General features: G+C 65.1%; 17 protein-coding genes. 8 read left to right on the forward strand and 9 right to left on the reverse strand.

What is annotated here, in order from left to right:
• Positions 1-22: 22 nt before the first annotated feature.
• The 3 genes from G566_RS0111890 to G566_RS0111900 are packed head-to-tail and all read left to right on the forward strand — an operon-like array spanning position 23 to position 3,547.
• Positions 23-1,240, forward strand: a complete 1,218-nt coding sequence (locus G566_RS0111890; RefSeq protein ID WP_022680893.1) for an LptF/LptG family permease — start codon at positions 23-25, stop codon at positions 1,238-1,240.
• A 9-nt stretch (positions 1,241-1,249) separates the two neighbouring features.
• The gene (lptG, locus tag G566_RS0111895) at positions 1,250-2,350 is read left to right on the forward strand and encodes an LPS export ABC transporter permease LptG (protein ID WP_022680894.1); all 1,101 of its coding nucleotides are present in this window, start codon (positions 1,250-1,252) and stop codon (positions 2,348-2,350) included.
• A gap of 42 nt (positions 2,351-2,392) precedes the next feature.
• On the forward strand, positions 2,393-3,547 hold the full coding sequence (locus tag G566_RS0111900; RefSeq protein WP_022680895.1) for a hypothetical protein: 1,155 nt from the start codon (positions 2,393-2,395) through the stop codon (positions 3,545-3,547).
• A 51-nt stretch (positions 3,548-3,598) separates the two neighbouring features.
• Here the strand turns inward: G566_RS0111900 and G566_RS0111905 are convergent, their stop codons facing one another.
• The 3 genes from G566_RS0111905 to hflK form a co-directional block, all read right to left on the reverse strand.
• Positions 3,599-5,164 (reverse strand): Do family serine endopeptidase, encoded by a 1,566-nt coding sequence (locus tag G566_RS0111905; RefSeq protein ID WP_022680896.1) that lies wholly within the window; start codon positions 5,162-5,164, stop codon positions 3,599-3,601.
• An 86-nt stretch (positions 5,165-5,250) separates the two neighbouring features.
• Positions 5,251-6,099: a protease modulator HflC gene (gene hflC / locus G566_RS0111910; protein WP_022680897.1), complete on the reverse strand. Its 849-nt coding sequence runs from the start codon at positions 6,097-6,099 to the stop codon at positions 5,251-5,253.
• Between the two features lie 14 nt (positions 6,100-6,113).
• Complete coding sequence (gene hflK, locus G566_RS0111915; RefSeq protein WP_022680898.1) at positions 6,114-7,226, reverse strand: FtsH protease activity modulator HflK; 1,113 nt, start codon at positions 7,224-7,226, stop codon at positions 6,114-6,116.
• Between the two features lie 133 nt (positions 7,227-7,359).
• Here hflK and G566_RS0111920 point away from each other — a divergent pair, with 133 nt between their 5' ends.
• The 4 genes from G566_RS0111920 (at position 7,360) to G566_RS0111935 (ending at position 12,115) form a co-directional block, all read left to right on the forward strand.
• Positions 7,360-8,382, forward strand: coding sequence for an Mrp/NBP35 family ATP-binding protein (locus G566_RS0111920; protein ID WP_022680899.1), 1,023 nt, complete (start codon positions 7,360-7,362; stop codon positions 8,380-8,382).
• A 4-nt stretch (positions 8,383-8,386) separates the two neighbouring features.
• Positions 8,387-8,812 (forward strand): CoA-binding protein, encoded by a 426-nt coding sequence (locus tag G566_RS0111925; protein ID WP_022680900.1) that lies wholly within the window; start codon positions 8,387-8,389, stop codon positions 8,810-8,812.
• Between the two features lie 150 nt (positions 8,813-8,962).
• Positions 8,963-10,240: a metal-dependent hydrolase family protein gene (locus G566_RS0111930; protein ID WP_022680901.1), complete on the forward strand. Its 1,278-nt coding sequence runs from the start codon at positions 8,963-8,965 to the stop codon at positions 10,238-10,240.
• Positions 10,241-10,291: 51 nt separating this feature from the next.
• On the forward strand, positions 10,292-12,115 hold the full coding sequence (locus G566_RS0111935; protein WP_022680902.1) for a DUF885 domain-containing protein: 1,824 nt from the start codon (positions 10,292-10,294) through the stop codon (positions 12,113-12,115).
• A 1-nt stretch (position 12,116) separates the two neighbouring features.
• On the opposite strand, the gene G566_RS0111940 is transcribed toward G566_RS0111935, so the two are convergent.
• Entirely contained in the window at positions 12,117-13,130 is a 1,014-nt protein-coding gene (locus tag G566_RS0111940) for an NAD-dependent epimerase/dehydratase family protein (RefSeq protein ID WP_022680903.1), read from the reverse strand.
• Between the two features lie 28 nt (positions 13,131-13,158).
• On the opposite strand from G566_RS0111940, the gene G566_RS0111945 reads away from it, so the two are divergent.
• Positions 13,159-14,556 carry an MFS transporter gene (locus G566_RS0111945; RefSeq protein ID WP_022680904.1) on the forward strand — a complete coding sequence of 466 codons (1,398 nt, stop codon included), beginning with the start codon at positions 13,159-13,161 and terminating at the stop codon, positions 14,554-14,556.
• Here G566_RS0111945 and G566_RS0111950 read toward each other — a convergent pair whose 3' ends face one another.
• From G566_RS0111950 to G566_RS14900, 5 genes are all read right to left on the reverse strand, one after another.
• Positions 14,557-14,928: a VOC family protein gene (locus G566_RS0111950; RefSeq protein ID WP_029131616.1), complete on the reverse strand. Its 372-nt coding sequence runs from the start codon at positions 14,926-14,928 to the stop codon at positions 14,557-14,559.
• A 41-nt stretch (positions 14,929-14,969) separates the two neighbouring features.
• Positions 14,970-16,916 carry an ATP-dependent zinc metalloprotease FtsH gene (ftsH, locus tag G566_RS0111955; RefSeq protein WP_022680906.1) on the reverse strand — a complete coding sequence of 649 codons (1,947 nt, stop codon included), beginning with the start codon at positions 16,914-16,916 and terminating at the stop codon, positions 14,970-14,972.
• 107 nt (positions 16,917-17,023) lie between these two features.
• Positions 17,024-18,010, reverse strand: a complete 987-nt coding sequence (gene tilS / locus G566_RS14365) for a tRNA lysidine(34) synthetase TilS (protein WP_243442449.1) — start codon at positions 18,008-18,010, stop codon at positions 17,024-17,026.
• Positions 18,007-18,915, reverse strand: coding sequence for a tol-pal system YbgF family protein (locus G566_RS14370; protein ID WP_022680908.1), 909 nt, complete (start codon positions 18,913-18,915; stop codon positions 18,007-18,009). Before G566_RS14370 ends, tilS begins: the two co-directional genes overlap by 4 nt.
• 17 nt (positions 18,916-18,932) lie before the next feature.
• A complete protein-coding gene (locus G566_RS14900) occupies positions 18,933-19,844 on the reverse strand; it encodes a helix-turn-helix domain-containing protein (RefSeq protein WP_022680909.1) in 912 nt (303 codons plus the stop codon).
• Positions 19,845-20,057 lie beyond the last annotated feature (213 nt).

Here is a 20,057-nt window from a genome sequence, read left to right on the forward strand (position 1 = left end):
GGAGAAGGACTTTGCCTGCGGCGTGACAAAGCGCATCGATCGCTATCTGTTCGGCCTGATCATCGTGCCGTTGTTCGGCACGCTGGTGGTGGCCGCCATGCTGCTCGTGCTTGATCGCATGCTGCGCCTGTTCGATTTCGTCATCAACGAAGGCGGGCCGGTCAGTGTGGTCTGGCGCATGCTGGGCAATCTGCTGCCGGAATATCTGTCGCTGGGCATCCCGATCGGCGTGATGCTGGGCATCTTGCTCGCCTTCCGCCGGCTCGCCATGTCGTCGGAACTCGATACGCTGCTGGCCGTGGGCGTGTCCTACAAGCGGCTGCTGCGCGTGCCGTTCGTGTTTGCCACGGTGTTTGCCGTGGTCAATTTCGGCATCGTCGGCTGGCTGCAACCCGTCACCCGCTATGCCTATGAAAATCTGCGCTTCGAGCTGCGCTCCGGCGCGCTCGGCGCCTCGATCAAGGTGGGCGAATTCGCCAATCTCGGTGGCGGACTCACGTTGCGCGTGGAGGAATCCCGCAACCAGGGCGCCGATCTGCGCGGTCTGTTCGTGCGCGCCGCTGGCAAGGATGGTCAGATCGTTGCCGCCACCGCCGCGCGCGGCACCTTCCTGGCCACCGACGACCCCGAATATATCCTGCTGCGCCTGAGCGATGGCACGCTGGTGCACAGCCCCAAACCCGGTGCCACCCCGCGCGTGCTCGCCTTTGCCCAGCATGATCTGCCGATCCGGCTGCCGGAAATGGCCACCTTCCGCAAACGCGGCGAAGGCAATCTGGAAGCCACGCTGCCGGAACTGTTGCACACCATGGTCACCGCCACCGACGCGACCGAGCAGCGCAGCGCCTCGGCCAGTTTCAATCGCCGCATCGTGCAGTGCGTGATCATGTTCCTGCTGCCGTTCCTGGCGTTTCCGATGGCGGTGCCACCAAAACGCTCGACCTCGGCATTGGGCGTGTTCCTCTCCATCATCGCGCTCGTCACCTTCCACAAGTTCACCGAATATGGCGAACGCATGGGCACGCTGGGCCGAATTGATCCTGTGCTGGCGCAATGGGTGCCCTTTGCCCTGTTCCTCGGCGTGGCGCTATGGCTGTTCCGCGTGCTGGAACGGCCGGGCGGTCAGCCGATCGGCGCGCTCGATCGCTGGTTCGGCAAGATCACCGGCTTCCTCTCCGGCCTCGCCGGCAAACTGGTGCGGCGCCAGAACTGGGCCGACGACGTGTTGTCGGCCGGGTAAGCGCGCACCGTGAAGCTCCTCTCCATCCTGTTCCCGTCGCGCACCATCGCGTGGTACACGGCGCGCATGTTCCTGGTGCGGGTCGCGGCCTTCATCATCGGGCTGACCGTGATCCTGCAGTCGCTCGATCTGCTCTCGGAATCGGGCAAGGTACTGGCGGCGGCCGGCAACACCGAATCCGATCTGTGGGTCTATGTTTCGCTGCGCGCGCCGCAGATCGTACAGCTGTTCCTGCCGTTCTCGGTGCTGCTGGCGACGCTGGTGACGCTGGCCACGCTCAACCAGAACAGCGAGGTGGTGATCTTCAAGGGCGCCGGCCTTTCCGCGCACCATATATTGGCGCCGCTGATGGTGGCGGCGCTGGGCGTGGCGGCCGCCAATTTCCTGTGGAACGAACGCATCGGCACCAGTGCCAGTGCAACGCTGAAGGCCTGGCAGGAACAGGAATACCGGAAATCCCCCACCGCTGCGCCCAAGAGCACGCAAAGCTGGGTGCGCGGCGGCGATGATCTGTTTCATGCCGATGCCGTGGCCGGGCGCGGCGACGGCACGCGCCTCACCGGCGTCACCATCTATGACCGGCGCGACAATGGCCTGGTACAGGTGGTGATGGCGGCCAGCGCCACGCCGATCGGTGGCGGCTGGCGATTGCGCGACGTGCGTCTGTTCGATGTGGCCAGCGGCGGGCTGGAATCGCGGGCGAGCCTGGATTTTGCGACCGAGGTGGTGCCGCGCCAGTTCAACACCACCAGCATCAATCCCAACTTCATCGCGCTGTGGGATTTGTGGCCGCAGATCGGCGAACAGCGCGCCGCCGGCAAGCCCACCGACGTGCTGGAAGCCGCCGCCTGGCACAAGATTTCGGGGCCCTTGTCGGCCGTACTGATGCCGCTGCTGGGCGCGGTCGCCGCCTTTGGGCTGGCGCGATCGGGCAAATTGTTCGTGCGCGCCGTGATCGGCATGGCGCTGGGCTTTGCTTTCTTCGTGGCCGATAACTTCATGCTGGCGATGGGCAATTTTGGCACGGTACCGCCGCTGATGGCGGCGTGGGCGCCGTTCCTGCTGTTCCTGCTGATTGGCGAGGCCGTGCTGATCCGCACCGAAGAATAAGCTTCGCAAATTTGCCTTGATTTCCCCCTATCACCGCCAGCGATGACCACTATCACCCTCAAGCGCGTTGAAAGCGCTGCCGACCGCAAGGCCTTCGTCGATCTGGTGTGGAAACTCTACGCCCATGATCCGCACTGGGTGCCGCCGCTGAAAGCCGAAATGCTCGGCCTGATTGGCGGCATCAAATCCAACCCCTGGTTCGGCCATGCCGAAGCCGCCTTCTGGTTGGCCCTGAAAGATGGCGACGTGGTCGGCCGCATTTCGGCGCAGGTCGATCAACTGGTGATCGCCCCCACGGCGCCGGGCGGCGGGCCCGGCACCGGCCACTGGGGCATGTTCGAATGCATCGACGATGCCGCCGTGGCCGAAGCGCTGTTCGGTGCCGCAGAAGACTGGCTGAAGGCCAAGGGCATGACCCGCGCGCTTGGCCCGTTCAGCCTTTCCGTGTGGGATGAGCCAGGCCTGCTGGTGCAGGGATTTGAAGGGCCGCCCACGGTGATGATGGGGCACCACCGGCCCTATTACGAACGGATGGTGACGGCGCGCGGCTACACCGGCGCCAAGGATCTGCACGCCTGGTCGCTGCCCATCGGCCAGCCCTTCCCGGAAATGGTGCAGCGCATCGTCGCTTTCTCCGAACGCAACGCCAAGCTGGTGACGCGGCCGGTGGACAAGTCGAAGTTCGACCAGGAAGCCGCGCTGATCCTCGATATCCTCAACGATGCCTGGTCGGACAACTGGGGTTTCGTGCCGCTCACCCCGGCCGAAATGGCCTATGTCGGCAAGAAGCTGAAGCCGATCATCTTCGAAGGCCTGGTGCGCGTCGCCGAATATGAAGGCGTACCGGTTGGCTTCATGATCACTCTGCCCGACATCAACGAGCTGACCCGCGATCTCAACGGCAATCTCTTCCCGTTCGGCTGGGCAAAATTGCTCTGGCGGCTGCGCGCGCCCAAGGTGAAACGCATGCGCGTGCCGCTGATGGGCATCAGGAAGTCACTGCAGGGCCACCGCGTCGCTTCGCTGATGGCGTTCCAGATGATCGAATATATCCGCCGCGTTGGCGTGACGGAATTCGGCGCCAGCGAAGGCGAAATCGGCTGGATCCTTGATGACAACGGCCCGATGCGCTCCATCGCGGACGCCATCGACAGCCACGTGACGCGCACCTACCGCATCTACGAACGGGCGCTGTAACGAAAAAGGGGAGCGGTCGCCCGCTCCCCCCTTCATTCAGAATACCCGGGCTTATTTCGCCGGGATCAGCTTCACGCCGGTATAGCGGCCCGGCGTGTTGCCGCGCTGCACCAGCATCAGCACCGTGTCCTTGCCGGCCTTGCGTTCGGCGTCGACGGCAGCCGCCGCTTCGGCGGGGCTGGTCACCGGCTTCTGACCGATCTTTAGGATGACGTCGCCGCGCTGCAGGCCCTTGGTGGCTGCGTCCGACGACGGGCTGATGCCGGCAATCACCACGCCCTGCACCTTTTCATCCAGCTTCAGCTGCTGGCGCAGCACCGGGGTGAGCGGCTGAAGGGTGATGCCCAGGCTGGCCTTGGCAGCTTCGATGCCGGGGGCCTTGCTGGTGTCTTCAGCGGCCGGTTCGTCGTCCGAAGGCAGGCCAGCGCGCTGCGCCACCACGGCTTCGGATGGGCGCTGCGCGATGATGGCGTTCACCTTCAGGCGCTTGCCTTCGCGGATCATTTCGATCGGGATGGTGGAGCCGATCGGCGTGGTGGCAACGATGTACGAAAGGCTGTTGTCGAAATTCACCTCGCGGCCGGCCACCGTCACGATCACATCGCCCTGGCGCACGCCGGCGCGCGCGGCCGGGCCGTTGGGTTCGACGCTGGCAACAATCTCGCCCTTGTCCTTGGGCAGGCCAAGGCCGGCGGCGATATCTGCCGAAAGCCGCTGGATGGCGACGCCCAGATAACCGCGCTTCACCGCACCGGTCGCCTTCAGCTGATCGACCACCGGCTTGGCCAGTTCGGCCGGGATGGCAAAGCCCAAGCCAACGTTGCCGCCGGTGGGCGAGAAGATCGCCGTGTTGATGCCGATCACATTGCCGGCCAGATCGAACAGCGGCCCGCCGCTGTTGCCCTGGTTGATGCTGGCATCAGTCTGGATATAGCGGTCATATTGGCCCGAACCGATATCGCGGTGCAGGGCGGAAATGATGCCGGCGGTGACGGTGCCACCCAGCCCGAACGGGTTGCCGATGGCGATAGACCAATCGCCGACGCGCGTGGTCTCACTGTTGCCGAACTGCACGAACGGCAGGCCGGTCGCTTCGATCTTCAGCACGGCCAGATCGGTGAGCGGATCGCGGCCGACCACGCGCGCCTTGTACTCGCGCCGGTCCGACAATGTGACCGTGATCGATTCCACCGGCTGGTTGCGGCCTTCGCCCGCCGAAATCACGTGGTTGTTGGTAACGATATAGCCATCAGCCGCGATGACGAATCCGCTGCCCAGGCTGGTCGCCTCGCGCGTCACCGGCTCACCGCCGTCCTGCTGTTCCTGGAAACGGCGGAACAGATCTTCCAGCGGATTGCCGCCGGGCTGGCCGGGCATGCGGCGCATGCGGCCGATTTCTACCTTTTGTGTGGTCGACACGTTCACCACCGCCGGCGCCAACCGCGCCGTCAGATCGGCAAAGCTGCGCGGCGCGCCACCGGGTGGCGCAATGGCCACGGCCGGTGCCACGGCGTTCTGCGCCGGCTGGGTGGCAGGCGCCTGCGCGACGGCAATGGCAGCCAAGCCAGTGGCCAGCACGGCGACGGGAACAAGCGAACGAACGATCTTTGACTTCATGTTTGTCTTTCTGGTTGCAATGCGGTTGAGCCCACCTGGCTTATGCGAACAACACGCCTAACCGTGCATGAACAAGGCCGAACGGCTCAGCGATTGCCCTTGCGGCCTTCGAACTCGCGCAGGAATTCATTGTTCGGCCCCAGGATCACGGTGGCGGTGCCGTCTTCGAACGTGGTGCGATAGGCCTGCATGGCGCGATAGAAGGCATAGAATTCCGGATCCTTGCCAAAACTGTCGGCATAGATGCGCGCGGCGCTGGCATCGGCTTCGGCCTGCACCAATTGCGCCTGCTTGTTGCCCTGGGCGCGGATGGTCGCCGCTTCCTGCTGCCGGGCCGAGGCCATGCGCGCATACGCTGCTTCCAGCGGCGGGCCCGACGGCAGATCGGCGCGCTTGATGCGCACGTCCACGATTTCGGCGCCATATTGCTTGGCCTGGCTGTTCACGCTGGACTGGATATCATCCATCAGCGCCCCGCGTTCCGGCGACAGCAACGCGGCAAACGGCTGCTTGCCCAGCTCGTTGCGCAGTTTCGATGCCAGGATTCGCTTCAGCGCGTCGGCCGCATTCTGTTCGGTGCCCACGGTTTCCACCATGCGCTGCGGGTTGACGATGCGGAAACGCGCAAAGGCATCCACCACCAGCCGCAGCTGATCGGTGGAAAGCACCGTCTGCGCATCGATATCCAGATCCATGATGCGCTTGTCGATGAAGCGCACGTCTTCGATGAAGGGCACCTTCATCGTCAGACCGGCGCCGGTTTCGCCCAGCTTTGCCTTCGGATCATATTCGTTCACGATCCGCTCCGGTTTGCCCAGGCGCAGCACCACGGCCTGCTGGGTTTCGGGAACGGTGTAGAAACTGCTCATCGCCAGCACGACGAGGGCAAAGCCCAAGCCGGCCAGTATTGCAGGATTGCGGGTCAAGGTGGCCATCGTGATTCTTTCCGTTACCGCTGTGCCGGGGCCGGGGCCGGCTCGGCCGGCGCGATTGCCGCGCGGCGGCGCACTTCAGGCAGCGGCAGATAGGGCGCCACACCTGGAGCATCCACCACGGTCTTTTCCACCTTGGCCAGCACCTTTTCCATGGTTTCCAGATACATGCGCTTGCGCGTCACTTCCGGGGCCAGGCGATACTGGGCATAAACGGCATCAAAGCCGGCGGCATCGCCCTGAGCCTTGGCGACCAGCGCCTGGGCATAGGTGCGGGCGCGGTTCAGATATTGCTGCGCGTCCTGCTGGGCCGCGGAAACATCCTTGAACGCGCCATCGATGGCGGCGGGCGGATCGGCCTGCTTGATATCCACGCCGCGCACATCAACACCGCTGCGATAGCTGTCGAGCAGTTCCTGCATGCGTTCGCGCACCCGATCGGCGATCTGGGCGCGTTGCGGTCCCAGTGCATCATTCAGCGAGGCGCGGCTGATTTCGGCACGCATCGCCGATTCGGCCACTTCGCGCACGGTTTTTTCTGGATCCGAAAGCTCATACAGGAAGCTTTCCGGATTCCGGATCTTCCAGCGCACAGTGTAGGCAAGGTTGATGATATTCTGATCGCCGGTGAGCATCAGATTCTCGTTGGCGCCTTCGCTCGACGAAATATCGATGATGTTGATCTGCTCAACCTTGCGCAGTTCCACCGCATCAATCGGCCACGGCAGCTTGAAATGCACGCCCGGGCCGGTGGTCGAAACATAGGCGCCAAAACGTTGCACCACCGCAGCTGACTGCGCATCCACCGAGTAAAAACTGGAAAACACCACCCAGGCCGCCACGATCGCCCCGCCGGCCCACACCAGCCAGCGGCCATCACCAACATCGAAACCGCCGCCGCTGCCGCCACTGCCGCCGCCAAACTGGGTTTTCAGACGTTCCTGGCTGCGCCGGATCAGATCATCGAAATCGCCGCCGCGGCTCTGCCCGGGCTTGCCCATCGGGCGGCGCGGCGGGCCTTCGCCCCATGGATTGACGGGCCGGTTTTCGGGCTTCTTGGCCGCCGGCTCTTCGCCTTCGGCACCGGACGGGCTGTCGCCGCCACCTTCACCATTGTTCTGCCATGGCATGGACTGGATGAAACCTTATCGAAAGACGTTGAAACATCTATATACGGACGCCAAACGGGGATTGCGAGACCATGCGGCAATGCGGCGGCATTTGTCTGCGGTTATGGCCTCGACTGCAAGGAAGAACAGGCTGATGGCCGTGAAGAACGATGTGATGACCGCGCTGACCGCGGTGGCTGATCCGGCCGGCGGCGGCACCGTGGTGGAAACCGGCCGCGCCGCTGGCGTCGTGGTGAAGGACGATGGCACCGTGGGCCTGGTGCTGGCGGTGGACGGCCTCGACAAGACCACGGCCGAGCGCCTGCAGGCCACCGTTGAAGCCGCCGTGAAGCGCGTGCCCGGTGTGAGCGTCGCGCGCATCATTCTCACCGCCGACAGAGCCGCGACGCCCACGGCCGCACCGAAGGCCAGCACCGTGCCGGGCATCCGCAAGCTGGTTGCGGTGGCCAGCGGCAAGGGCGGCGTTGGCAAATCCACCGTGGCCGCCAACCTGGCTTTCGCCCTGGCCCGCGCCGGGCAAACGGTCGGCCTGCTCGATGCCGATATTTACGGCCCCTCCGTGCCCACCCTGTTGGGCATCGAAGGCCGCGCCCGGGTGGAGAATGACAAGCTGCAACCCGAAGTGCGCCATGGCATCAAGGCGCTTTCGATGGGCATGATGACCGATCCCAACAAGGCGATCGTCTGGCGCGGGCCGATGGCGTCCTCTGCGCTCGTCCAGATGGTCGAACAATGTGATTGGGGCGCGCTCGACGTGCTGGTCATCGATCTGCCGCCCGGCACTGGCGACGTGCAGCTCACGCTCGCACAGAAACTCAAGCCCGATGGCGCGCTGATCGTCTCCACCCCGCAGGATCTCGCCCTCATCGATGCCCGCCGCGCCGTCGCCATGTTCGGCGAAGTGAACGTGCGCGTGCTCGGCGTGGTCGAAAACATGGCCGGTTACTGCTGCCCCAACTGCGGCCATGTCTCCGATCCGTTCGGCCACGGCGGCGCGGAAAAGGAAGCCGAAGCGATGGGCGTGCCCTTCCTTGGCCGCATCCCCCTGCAGATGGCGGTGCGCACAGCATCGGAAACCGCCCAGCCGGTGAGCGGCGAGGCGGCCGCCATCTTCGACGAAATCGCCCGCGGCGTGATCGTCACAGTCGGGCTGTAACGCCATGCCGCTCACCGCCGACGCCGACATCGCCCGCCTGCTGGAGCAGACCCGCACGATTGCGCTCGTCGGCGCCAGCGACCGCCCCGACCGCGCCGCGTTTGAGGTGATGGGGATGCTGCTCGCCCATGGCTACCACGTGATCCCCGTCAACCCGCAGCTCGCCGGGCAGGTGATCCACGGCCAGGCGGTTTTGGCGCAGCTGGCCGACATCGCCGAACCCATCGACATGGTGGACGTGTTCCGCCGCAGCGAGTTTGTTTCCGGCGTGGTGGACGAGGCCATCGCGGTGGGTGCGCGCGCCGTCTGGACGCAACTTGGCGTCATCGACCCTGTGGCCGCCACCCGCGCAGAAGCCGCCGGGCTGGATGTGGTGATGGATCGCTGCCCAAAGATCGAGATTCGCCGTCTTGGGTTGAGGAAGAAGTAAGCGGGCCTCCGGCGGGCAGGGCCTGAGGCCCTGCACCCACTTTCGTTCTCGGGCGGCCCGGGTGAAAGGCGCTCTGCCACCTGTCGCATTTGCAACTGGCCCCCGCTCCCACAGCAGCGCAAACAGCCACCAACAACAGGGGACCCAAACATGCGCACCACCCTCATCGCCGCCCTCCTCCTCGCCAGCCCGGCCGCCGCCGAAACCATCGCCAAAGATATAATTGCAATCCGGGCCGGCCGCGTCATCACCGATGCCGCCAAGCCCGCCCTCGGTCCCAGCACGATCATCGTCACCGATGGCCGCATCACCGCCATCAACCCGGCCAGCGCGCCCATCCCGGCCGGCGCGCGGGTCATCGACCAGTCCAGCCGCACCCTCAGCCCTGGGCTGATCGATAGCCACGTTCACCTCACCGGCGATCCCGGCACGCCGTTCTGGCGCGAAGCCATCGATAGCGCCGAACTCTCGGTGGCCTATGGCCTGAAGAACGCCCGCATCACGGCAAAGGCCGGCTTCACCACCGTGCGCGATCTGGGCAGCGCGCGGCTTTCGGGTTTCGCCGTGCGTGATGCCATCAACAGCGGCATGTTCCCCGGCCCGCGCATCCTCGCCGCCGGGGCGTCACTCTCCATCGTGGGCGGCCACGGCGACGTGTCCGGCTTTGCCCCGGTGGTGAATGACGCGCTCGATCAGGGCAACACCTGCACAGGCGCGGTGGAATGCGCCGCCAGGGTGCGGGAAGCCAGCCAGCACGGCGCCGATGTGATCAAGTTCACCGCCACCGGCGGCGTGCTCAGCCAGCAGGGCCGCGGGCTGGATCAGCATTTCACCGATGATGAAATGCGCGCCATCGTGACGACCGCGCACAGCCTGGGCCTGAAGGTTGCCGCCCACGCCCACGGCCCGCGCGGCATCGAGGCGGCAGCGCGCGCCGGCGTCGATTCGGTGGAGCATGGCAGTTTCACCGATGAAGCCGGCGCCAAGGCACTTGCCGCCAACAAGGGCTGGCTCGTGCCAACATTGCTGCCCTTCCGCGCCACCGCCGAACGGCTGGGCAGCGGCGCCTATACCCCGGTTGTGGAAGCCAAGGTGCGCGCCATCCTGGAACGCCGCGGCAAGCAGATCATCGCCGCCCGCGCCGCCGGCGCCCGCATCGCCTTTGGCACCGATGCCGGCGTGTTCGAACATGGCCGCAACGGCCAGGAAGCCAGCGACATGGTGGAATTTGGCGGCATGACGGCCCGCGAGGTGCTGATCAGCGCCACCACCGGCGCCGCCGAACTGCTCGGGCTCTCTGCCGAAACCGGCACGCTCGAACCCGGCAAGGCCGCCGACATCATCGCCACTGATGGCGACCCGACCGCGGACGCGAAACAGCTGGCGCAGGTGAAATGGGTGATGGCGCGTGGGAAGGTGATTGACTGATTCGCCAACCGTCTTATTGCAGCAATACGCTTGATCTTCCGGAGCCTTTCCATGCGCGCTTTTCTTCTGCTTGCCGCCAGCCTGATCGCGATTGTGCCCGCGGCCGCACAAACCACCATGGCGCCAGCCGCCGGCACCGGTACGGCACAGGCCGGCACCCAAACGCCAGCCGCCGCCCTCAGCGCGCTGTTTGCTGCCAGCGATACCGACAGTCTGAAACGCAATCCGCTCTATGGCCTGTTCCGCGGTGATACCAGCCGTGCCGACCAGTTGGGCGAAATGATCACCGACGCGGCTTTTGCTGCCGAAAAGCGCGCCGCGGAGTCCGAATTGGGGGCCTTGGCTGCCATCGACCGCAGCGCCCTCACTGCGGACGAGCAAGTGAGTTACGACACGTTCAAATGGCAGCGCGAAACCGATCTTGCCGGCGTGCAGCCCGACCTGCTCGCCGCCAATCTGCCGCGTCCGATCGATCACTTTTTCGGCTTCCACAATTTCATCGCGGAACTCCAATCCGGCGAAAGTGCAGCGCCCTTCAAGTCATTGAAAGATTACGAAGATGCGCTGAAGCGCCACGACCAGTTCGCGCTGCTGCTCGATCTTTCGATCCTGCGGTTCCGCCAGGGCATGAAGACCGGCGTGGTGCAGCCTAAGCTGGTGGTGAACAACATCATCGACCAGCTGAACAACCTCACCACCGGCGGCACGGACGCTTCCATCATGATGAAGCCGGTGCAGAAATTCCCCAACGATATCAGTGCTGCAGACCAGGCGCGGCTGAAGGCGGCCTATGCTAAGGCGGTGGGCGAACGGGTCAATCCGGCGCTCCTGCGCCTACGCGATTTCCTGAAAGTCGAATATCTGCCGGTCGCCCGCGAAGCGCCCGGCCTGGGCGCCATGCCGGGCGGACCGGCGCTTTATCGCTATCTGGTCGCCGCCAACACCACGACCAGCCTCACTCCCGACGAGATCCACAACATTGGCCTGTCCGAAGTTGCCCGTATTCTCAAGGGGATGGACGAGGTGCAAGCCCGCGTTGGCTTCAAGGGCGACCGCGCCGCCTTCTTCACCCAACTGCGCACTGATCCGCGCTTCAAGTTCGCCTCCGCCACAGCCATGGGGGATGCCTTTCGCGATACGGGCAAGAGCGTCGATGCAGTGATCGGCCAGCTGTTTGATACGCTGCCGAAATCGCCGCTGGAGATCCGCCCGGTCCCGCCGCACCGGGAAAAGACCGATGCCGGCGGCAGTTATCAGGGCGGCACGCCCGACGGTAGCCGCCCCGGCATCTTCTATTACAACAGCTATGATCTGCCTTCGCGCAGCAACTATGGTGTGGAAACGCTCTTCCTGCACGAAGCCGTGCCCGGCCACCATTTCCAGGTCAGCCTTGCGCAAGAGAATGAGAAACTCCCCGCTTTCCAGCGCTTTGGCGGCAACACCGCTTTTGCCGAAGGCTGGGGCCTCTATGCCGAAAGCCTGGGGCCGGAACTGGGCATGTTCAAGGACCCCTATCAGCTGCAGGGCCGATATGAAGACGAGATGCTGCGCGCCCTGCGGCTCGTTGTTGATACCGGCATCCATTCAAAGGGTTGGGGCCGCGATCAGTCGATCGACTATATGCTGGCCAACAGCAGCATGAGCCGCACCGATGCCACCGCCGAAGTTGAGCGCTATATCGCCATCCCCGGCCAAGCGCTGGCCTACAAGATCGGCCAGCTCACCATCAGCCGCCTGCGGGCGAAGGCTGAAAAGGCACTTGGATCAAACTTCAACATCAAGCACTTCCACCGCGAAGTGCTGATGACGGGCGCCCTGCCAATGGCGGTGCTGGAGGCCAAGATCGACAGGTGGATTGCCAGCGGCGGCGAGTAAGTCAGGCCTTCACCAGCCCCTTATCGATCAGGCTGTGGGCGCAATCGAGGATGGTCGTCGCCTCGTCGCGGGTCTTCCAGCCCAGCCGCTCCAGCGCGTGCGCGGCGCTGGCTTCGCGGCGGCGACCAAGTTCGGGCACTACCATCTTCACCGTCGCATCGAAATTGGCGAGCAATTTCAACAGAAAATCCGGTAGGCCACGCGTCGGCACACGTCGCGCGTGATCGCCGAGCCCGGCCTTCAGCACGTCCGCCACCTCACGCATCCACATAAACTTGCCTTGCGCGATGAAGCGCTCACCATCCAGCCCCGGCGTCACCATCGCCAGCACATGCAAGGCGGCGACATCGCGCACATCAACGACACCAAAACCCAGCCGCGGCAGACCAGGCAACGCCCCGTCGAGCAACTTCTTCACCACTTCCAAGCTGGTCGAAAAATCGGCGCCAAGCACAGGGCCGAGCACGGCAGCGGGGTTGATGGACACATACTCCATCCCCTGCCCATGAGCCGAAATCCACTCCCGCGCCGCGCGTTCGGCGAGCGTCTTTGACTTGATATAGGCGTATGATTCCAGGCTGTTGATGTTGGACCAATCGCCTTCCGTGAACGGCGTGCCGCGCTCACCATGGCCATAGGCGATTGCTGCCATACTGCTGGTCATCACCACACGCTTCACGCCGGCAGCATGGGCGAAACGCAGCGCACGCAAGGCGCCTTCGCGGGCCGGGACGATCAGTTCATCGGGATCCTTCGGCTCGCCAGCCGGGATCGGCGAAGCGATGTGTTGAACGAAGGCAATGTTATCCATCGCCTCGGCCCAGCCGGCGTCGCTCATCAGATCGCAGGCCACCAGCTCCAGATCGGGCAGGCCCAGCGTGGCGCGCACTTCGCCAGCGCGAGCCAGATTGCGGATGGTGCCGCGCACTGCCCAGCCGTCGGCCACCAGCGCCTTGATGATGAAACCGGCGATATAACCCGATGCGCCGGTCACCAACACCTTGCCCGTTGCCATATCACCCTCCCGCTGCTGTCAGGATGGCATGGTGGTGGGCAAGTGCCGGCTTGGCAAGCGCGTCGGTGAGGGCCATGAAGCAGGCGTGCAACCCCGCAATCCCTTTGCCGGCCTTGGCGCCACATCGCTGCCGCGCCGTGAATTCGCCGTGGTCTTTGCCGCGTTGCTCACTGTGGCCGCTGGCAATACGGCGCTGCAAACCGTTTTGCCCGCCATCGCGCGTGTGATCCATCTGCCCGACATGCTGGTTGCGGTGATCTTCTCCTTCTCTGCCCTGCTGTGGACGGTCAGCGCGCCCTATTGGGCGCGGCAGAGCGACATCCGCGGCCGGCGGCGGCTGATGCTGGTCGGCTCGCTGGGCTTCATGGTGTCGATGACCGGCTGCGGCATTGCCATCTATGCCGGGCTCAACGGCTGGCTGGCGCCGATCGCCACCTTCGCGCTGTTCGCCAGCCTGCGCAGCCTGTTCGGCATATTCGGATCGGCGGCCAATCCGGCGGCACAGGCCTATGTCGCCGGGCGTACCAACGAACAGGATCGCACCGCCGCGCTGTCCAGCCTGTCATCCGCGTTCGGGTTGGGCACCATCATCGGGCCAGCAGTGGCGCCATTGTTCATCCTCGCCCCATTGGGGCTTTCGGGACCAATGTTCGCTTTTGCCGCCATTGCCGCCGTGGTGATGGCCGCAGTGGCACGAGTGCTGCCTGATGATGATCCGACCCATCGGCCTGGCCAGGCCCAAATGGGCAGCGGCGCACCATCGTCGGAGCCCAATCTGGCCGGAGCCGCCACCGGCGCCAGCGTGAGCGCCGCCGCCGCCGGCCGGCCCAAGCGACTGAGTGTGAAAGACAGTCGAATTGCGCCCTTCATGATATTTGGCTTTGTGTCAGGCTCCATCCAAGCTGCCACTGGCCAGGCGCTGGGCTTTCTGGTGATCGACACGCTGGGCGGTGACGCGCTTGATTCACAGCGGTCGACCGCGCTGATCTTCATGGCCGGGGCGTTTTCAACCTTGCTGGCGCAGTGGGTGCTGATCCCGCAGCTGCGGCTCACCCCGCCGGCGCTGATGCGCTGGGGCACGTTGCTGGCTGCTGTCGGCACGGCAGGCATCGCCGTATCGGGCAGCCTGTATGCGCTGGTGCTGGCCTTTGCGCTGATGAGCATGGGCTATGGCCTGGCGCGGCCGGGTTTCACGGCTGGGGCCAGTCTTGCCGTTTCCCGCGCAGAACAGGGCGGCGTTGCGGGCGCGGTAACCTCGGTCAACGGCAGCTGCTTCATCGTGGCGCCGGCGGTCGGCATCGGGCTCTATCAGATCGGCCCGTCGGTTACCTACTGGCTTGGAGCGGCGGCGCTGGTGGCGCTGGTGGTCTATGCTTTCACCCAGCCCGCCCTAGGCCGCGAACCCGGCGAATTTCACGAGGATTAACTAGCGCGATTGCAACAGGGCGATCCGGTTGCCCTCACTGTCTTCGAACTCGGCCACCCAGCCATTGGAACCGATGTCCTTCTTTGCATAAAGGGTGCGGCCACCGACAGAATTGGCGCGGCTCAGCACGGCATCAACATCGGTTACGCGAAAATAAAGAATCGGTCCGGCCTTGCCCGGCACGTAAACGTCGCCCTTGACCAGCGCGCCTTCTGGGCCATCGGTGCCAGGAAACATCGCCATGTCGTAGCCATCAACCCGGTCCCGGATCAGCGGCTTGCCGAACACTGCTTCGTAAAAGCGCATCGCTCGGTCCAGATTACTGACCGGAATCTCGAACCACGCGATCAGCGAGGCATCAGTGGCAGCCACAGGAGCCGCCACCAACAGGGCCAGCGCAATGGCCAGCCACCTCACGCGCCAGCTGGTGCCTCACCCAGACCGGTGCCGCGACGGCCGGCCTTGGGAATGGCAGACGAGCCAGACGAAGGCCGCGCTACCGGGGTGGTGGTGGCGCTGCCGCGATCGACGGTGCCGCCGTCCATGACCTTCTTGATCTCGTCACCGGTCAGCGTCTCATACTCCAGCAGGGCGCCGGCGATGGCGTGCAGCTGGTCAATATTGTCGGTCAGCACCTGCTTGGCACGATCATAGCCGGTTGTGACGATGGCGCGCACTTCGCTATCGATCATCTGCGCGGTTTCTTCCGACATGTTCTGCGCCTTGGTCACGCTGTGGCCGAGGAACACTTCTTCCTGGTTCTCGACATATTTCAGCGGGCCCAACTTATCGGACATGCCCCACTGAGTCGCCATCGAGCGCGCCAGATCGGTGGCATAGCTGATGTCCGACGAGGCGCCGGAGCTGACCTTGTCATAGCCGAAGATCACTTCTTCCGCGACACGGCCACCCATAGCCACAGCCAGGTTGGCGTACATCTTGTCCCGGTGATAGCTGTATTGGTCACGTTCCGGCAGGCGCATCACCATGCCGAGCGCGCGGCCGCGCGGGATGATGGTGGCCTTGTGAATTGGGTCAGACGCCTGCTCGTGCAGCGAGACGAGCGCGTGGCCAGCCTCGTGATAGGCGGTCATCTTCTTCTCGTCTTCGGTCATCGCCATGGTCTTGCGTTCGGTGCCCATGAGCACCTTGTCCTTGGCGTCTTCGAACTCGCGCATGGACACCAGCCGCTTGCCGCGGCGGGCAGCCAAAAGCGCGGCTTCGTTGACGAGGTTGGCAAGATCGGCCCCGGCAAAACCCGGGGTGCCGCGGGCGATAGTGCGGGCGTTGACGTCAGGCGCCAGCGGCACCTTCTTCATGTGGACGGCCAAAATCTTCTCGCGCCCATCGATATCGGGGCGACCGACCACGACCTGGCGGTCGAAACGGCCGGGGCGGAGCAGGGCGGGATCGAGCACGTCGGGCCGGTTGGTGGCAGCGATGATGATGATGCCTTCATTGGCATCGAAACCGTCCATCTCCACCAGCAGCTGGTTCAGCGTCTGCTCGCGTTCGTCGTTGCCACCTCCCAGACCAGCGCCGCGGCTGCGGCCCACGGCGTCGATTTCATCGATAAAGATGATGCACGGGGCCGACTTCTTGCCCTGTTCGAACATGTCGCGGACACGGCTGGCGCCGACACCGACGAACATTTCAACGAAATCGGAGCCGGAGATGGAGAAGAACGGCACATTGGCTTCGCCGGCAATGGCGCGGGCGAGCAGCGTCTTGCCGGTGCCGGGCGGGCCAACGAGCAACGCGCCCTTCGGAATCTTGCCACCCAGTCGGCTGAAACGGCCCGGATCCTTCAGGAAGTCGACGATTTCCTGCAGTTCCTCGCGGGCTTCGTCGATGCCGGCCACGTCGTCAAAGGTCACGCGGCCTTCCTTCTGCACCAGCAGCTTGGCGCGGGATTTGCCGAAACCCATGGCGCCACGGCCAGCACCATTCTGCATCTGGCGCATGACGAAGATCCAGATGCCAATCATCAGGATGAAGGGCAGCATGTTGAAGAACAGCTGCGCGATCACCGAACGGCTTTCTTCCGGGCGGGCATCAAACCGCACGCCCTTGGTGCGCAGACGCTCGATCAACTGGGTGTCGCCGGGGTTGAAGGTGCGGAACTCCTCGTCACCGCTGGTGCGGCCGATGATTTCCTCGCCGCGGATCTCCACCGATTTCACAGCGCCATCATCCACGCGCGCCAGGAAATCCGAATAGGCCAGCGTATCACCGCTGCGCGAAGAGCCGGTGCCCTGCATCACGTTCACTGCCACGGCGAGGCCTAGCAGGATGACGATCCACAACCCCAGATTCTTCATCCAGGGGTTGGGCGGACGCTTGTTGGGGCCTTCGGACATGGACAGTTCCTGATCAGATACACACGGCGATACTAGCGATCACACGCACAACCCAAGATAAGGTGGAATGGTGGGGTTGCAATCCGCCTGTGCTGTTCTGCCCCGTTTCAGGCGGCGTTTTGTGGCTTTTTGCCGCCCGTCTGTGGCGGCGGGGTGACGGAAAGTTGCCAGATTGTGCCGGGACGCGCGACGATGCCGGCCAGCGTGCCGGTTGCTCCGGCCCCGAGTCGCGCGGCCAGCCGGGCGATCTCGCTGCCCCGCGCCGGCCGCCCGGCCAGCGTTTCCACCGCGCTTGCCAGCAGCCGTTGCACCAGCGCTGCCGGCAATCCGCCGGCATCAACCAGCAACCGGCCATCGGCTTCCTGAACCCGCCCGGCCCAGGCCAGATCGGCGGCCCAGGCAAGTGCTTCAGCGTCGGCAGCCAGGTGCGCCGCACTGGCCGCCAGGGCCGTCACATCCAGCGCCGGCGTGGCCGCCAGAAAGGCCCGCATGGCCGTGCGATCATGGCGGGGATCGCGGTTGGTGGGATCATCCACTTGCTGCCAAGCATCAGCCGCGGCAAGCGCCGCCAGATCGGCCTTGCGGACCGCCAGCAGAGGCCGCACCAGCATCACGCCGGGCTGCAATCGCCGGGCCGGTCGGATCGCGGCCAGACCATAACTGCCGCTGGCGCGGTTCAGGCGCATCAGCAGCGTTTCGGCCTGGTCGTCGGCGTGATGGGCGGTGAGCAGCAGGCCGTAGCCGTGGGCGGCGCACCAATCGCCCATAAGGGCATAGCGGGCGGCGCGGGCGCGGGCCTGGATATTGCTGGTGAAATCCCCGCCTTCACGCACCAGCGTCACATGCGGCAAGCCGCGGGCGGCGCACTGAGCGGCAACGCTGGCGGCTTCTGCGGCCGCCTCGGACCGCAGGCGGTGATCAACGGTGAGCGCCGTCACCCGGCCGGGAAAGGCCGCAGCGGCCAACGACAGCAGCGCCAGGCTGTCAGGCCCGCCCGAAGTCGCCACGGCAATGCGTTCATCGGCGGCCACCGGGCGGCCCAGCGCCGCCGCAATCAGTGCGGCCAGATCAGGCCGCACGTTTGGCCCGCTCACGCAGTGCACTTGGCTTTCGTGCGCTGGCGCCCGGCGTCGGCCTTCTGCGTATCGGTCAACTTGGCTCCATAGACCGATTCAAGCTCGCCCAGCACCTGGCAGGCGTCCTTGGGCTTGGTCATCGCGTTCAGGGCGCCAGCCAGCGCGATCAGCGCATCGGGGGCCGGCGTCGAACGCGGGGCGGACTGATAGACATCAAGGAACGCCTTGGCCGCCTGCGGATACTGGGTGCGCGCGGCAAAGCTGCGGCCCAGCCAGTATTTGGCCTGCGGCACGTGGATAGATTTCGGCCAATCGGCGATGAACTGGCTCATCGCCGATTCAACGCCCGGCCAATCGCGTGCTGTCACCTTGGGATAGGCGGCGGTCCAGGCCGCCGTGTCAGTGGCGGGCTTGGCGGCGGGTACAGCCGGCTTGGCGGGCGCCGGTGCGGGCGTTGCAGCTGAGGGGGCGGGCAGCTTGCCTGGCACCGCGGCGGGATCGGCGGCGGGGGCCGGCGGCGCACCACCAGGATTCTCCAGCGCGTTCAGCCGGAACTCGGCATCGCCCTTCAATCGGCGCTGGCCGTCTTCCAATTGGCGCAATTTATATTCCATCGCCTCAATCTGGCCGGTCATCGTTTTCAACTGGCCTTCCAGCGCGTCCACCCGGCCGGTCAGATCGGCAATCGGCGTGGTGGCGGGCGGCGTTTCCGGCGCAGGTGCGGGCGTTGCAGCCTGAGCGGGGATTTCCGGTTCGAAGAATCGCGCGTTGCCGCCGGGAAAAACCTTGCGCTGCACCGCGCGCATTTCCGATTCGAGCGTACCCACCCGGCGATCGAGCTTGCCAACATCCACCGCCTGTGCCGCGAGAGGGGCGGGCAGCAGCACGGCGGCAGCAAGCAGAACAGGCACGAAACGGCTCACAAACAGGCTCCCGAAACTCAACGTGGCGCCGGTTGTGGCGCAGCCTGACTTGCCGAACCCTGAACAGGCGCAGCGGCAGCAGCGGACCCGGCAAAGCGTTCCGCCAGGGCCGGCGCGGTCAGCACCACGCCATCAACGGTTTCGACCGACCCGCCCAGCGGTGGCAGCTTGACGCCAGCCACGCTCACCTCGATCTCGCCGGCGCGACCCGCGCGCAGGACGAGGGGACCATTGTCCTCCGGCACCTTGTAGATGCTGCCGGCAACCATCAGGCCCTGAAATGCCTTGCGGCCGGTGATGCGGCTGTAGATTTTCACCCACACGTCCGTTCGCGCGGTCAACGTCACCGGGCCACTGGTTGGGATGATGGCGGGCGCCGCAGCTGCGGCACTGGCGCCCGGCGCAGCAGCAGCCGGGGCGGGCGCCGGAGCGGAGGCTGCTGCAGTGGCCGTGTCTATCGCCGCCGGGGCCGGGGCTGCCACTTGCGGAGCGCTTGGCACCGGATCGAGCACGCCGCTGCCATAAAGGCCGAGACCGCCGATCACGAGCACCAGCACAGCCAACCCGGCCAAGGCCAGACCCTGCGACGGCAATCGGAATTCATCCAGCGGTTCCAGGCTGGGCGCGTATGGCACATGCGGGGTCAGTCGGGTTTCGGCGCGGAATTGGGCGCCGACGCTTTCCGGATTGAGCCCGACGCTGCGCGCAAAGGTCTTCACGAAGCCCAGCGCGTAAGGCAGCGCCGGCAGCGCTTCATGATCATCGGCTTCGATGGCCATCAGGTGGCGCAAGGGCACGCGGGTTTCGCGGGCCAGATCGGCCAGTTCGCGGCCAGCGGCAGCGCGAGCTTCCGCCAGCAGGGCACCAACCGTCAGGCCCCGATAGGCACCTTGCGGATATCCAGCATTTCCCTGTTCGTCTTCGACCATCCGGGCGAGCCCCAAGCTTTGACACGGACATGGCCATTGTCATCGTCTGGAGTCAATCATTTGCAGGCGGATTCGCCGGTTATTGCGGCAGTGCAGCACCCCCGGGAGACCCTTGACTTGCCCTTGCGGCGGGCTTGCCCTATGGGCGCAGCCGATATGGCCGGCGCAATGCTGGCGATTTTGCCCGCCCAGCCCCTGCCCATCTGATCCGGA

This window comes from Sandarakinorhabdus limnophila DSM 17366 (assembly GCF_000420765.1).
Taxonomy (GTDB): Bacteria; Pseudomonadota; Alphaproteobacteria; order Sphingomonadales; family Sphingomonadaceae; genus Sandarakinorhabdus; species Sandarakinorhabdus limnophila.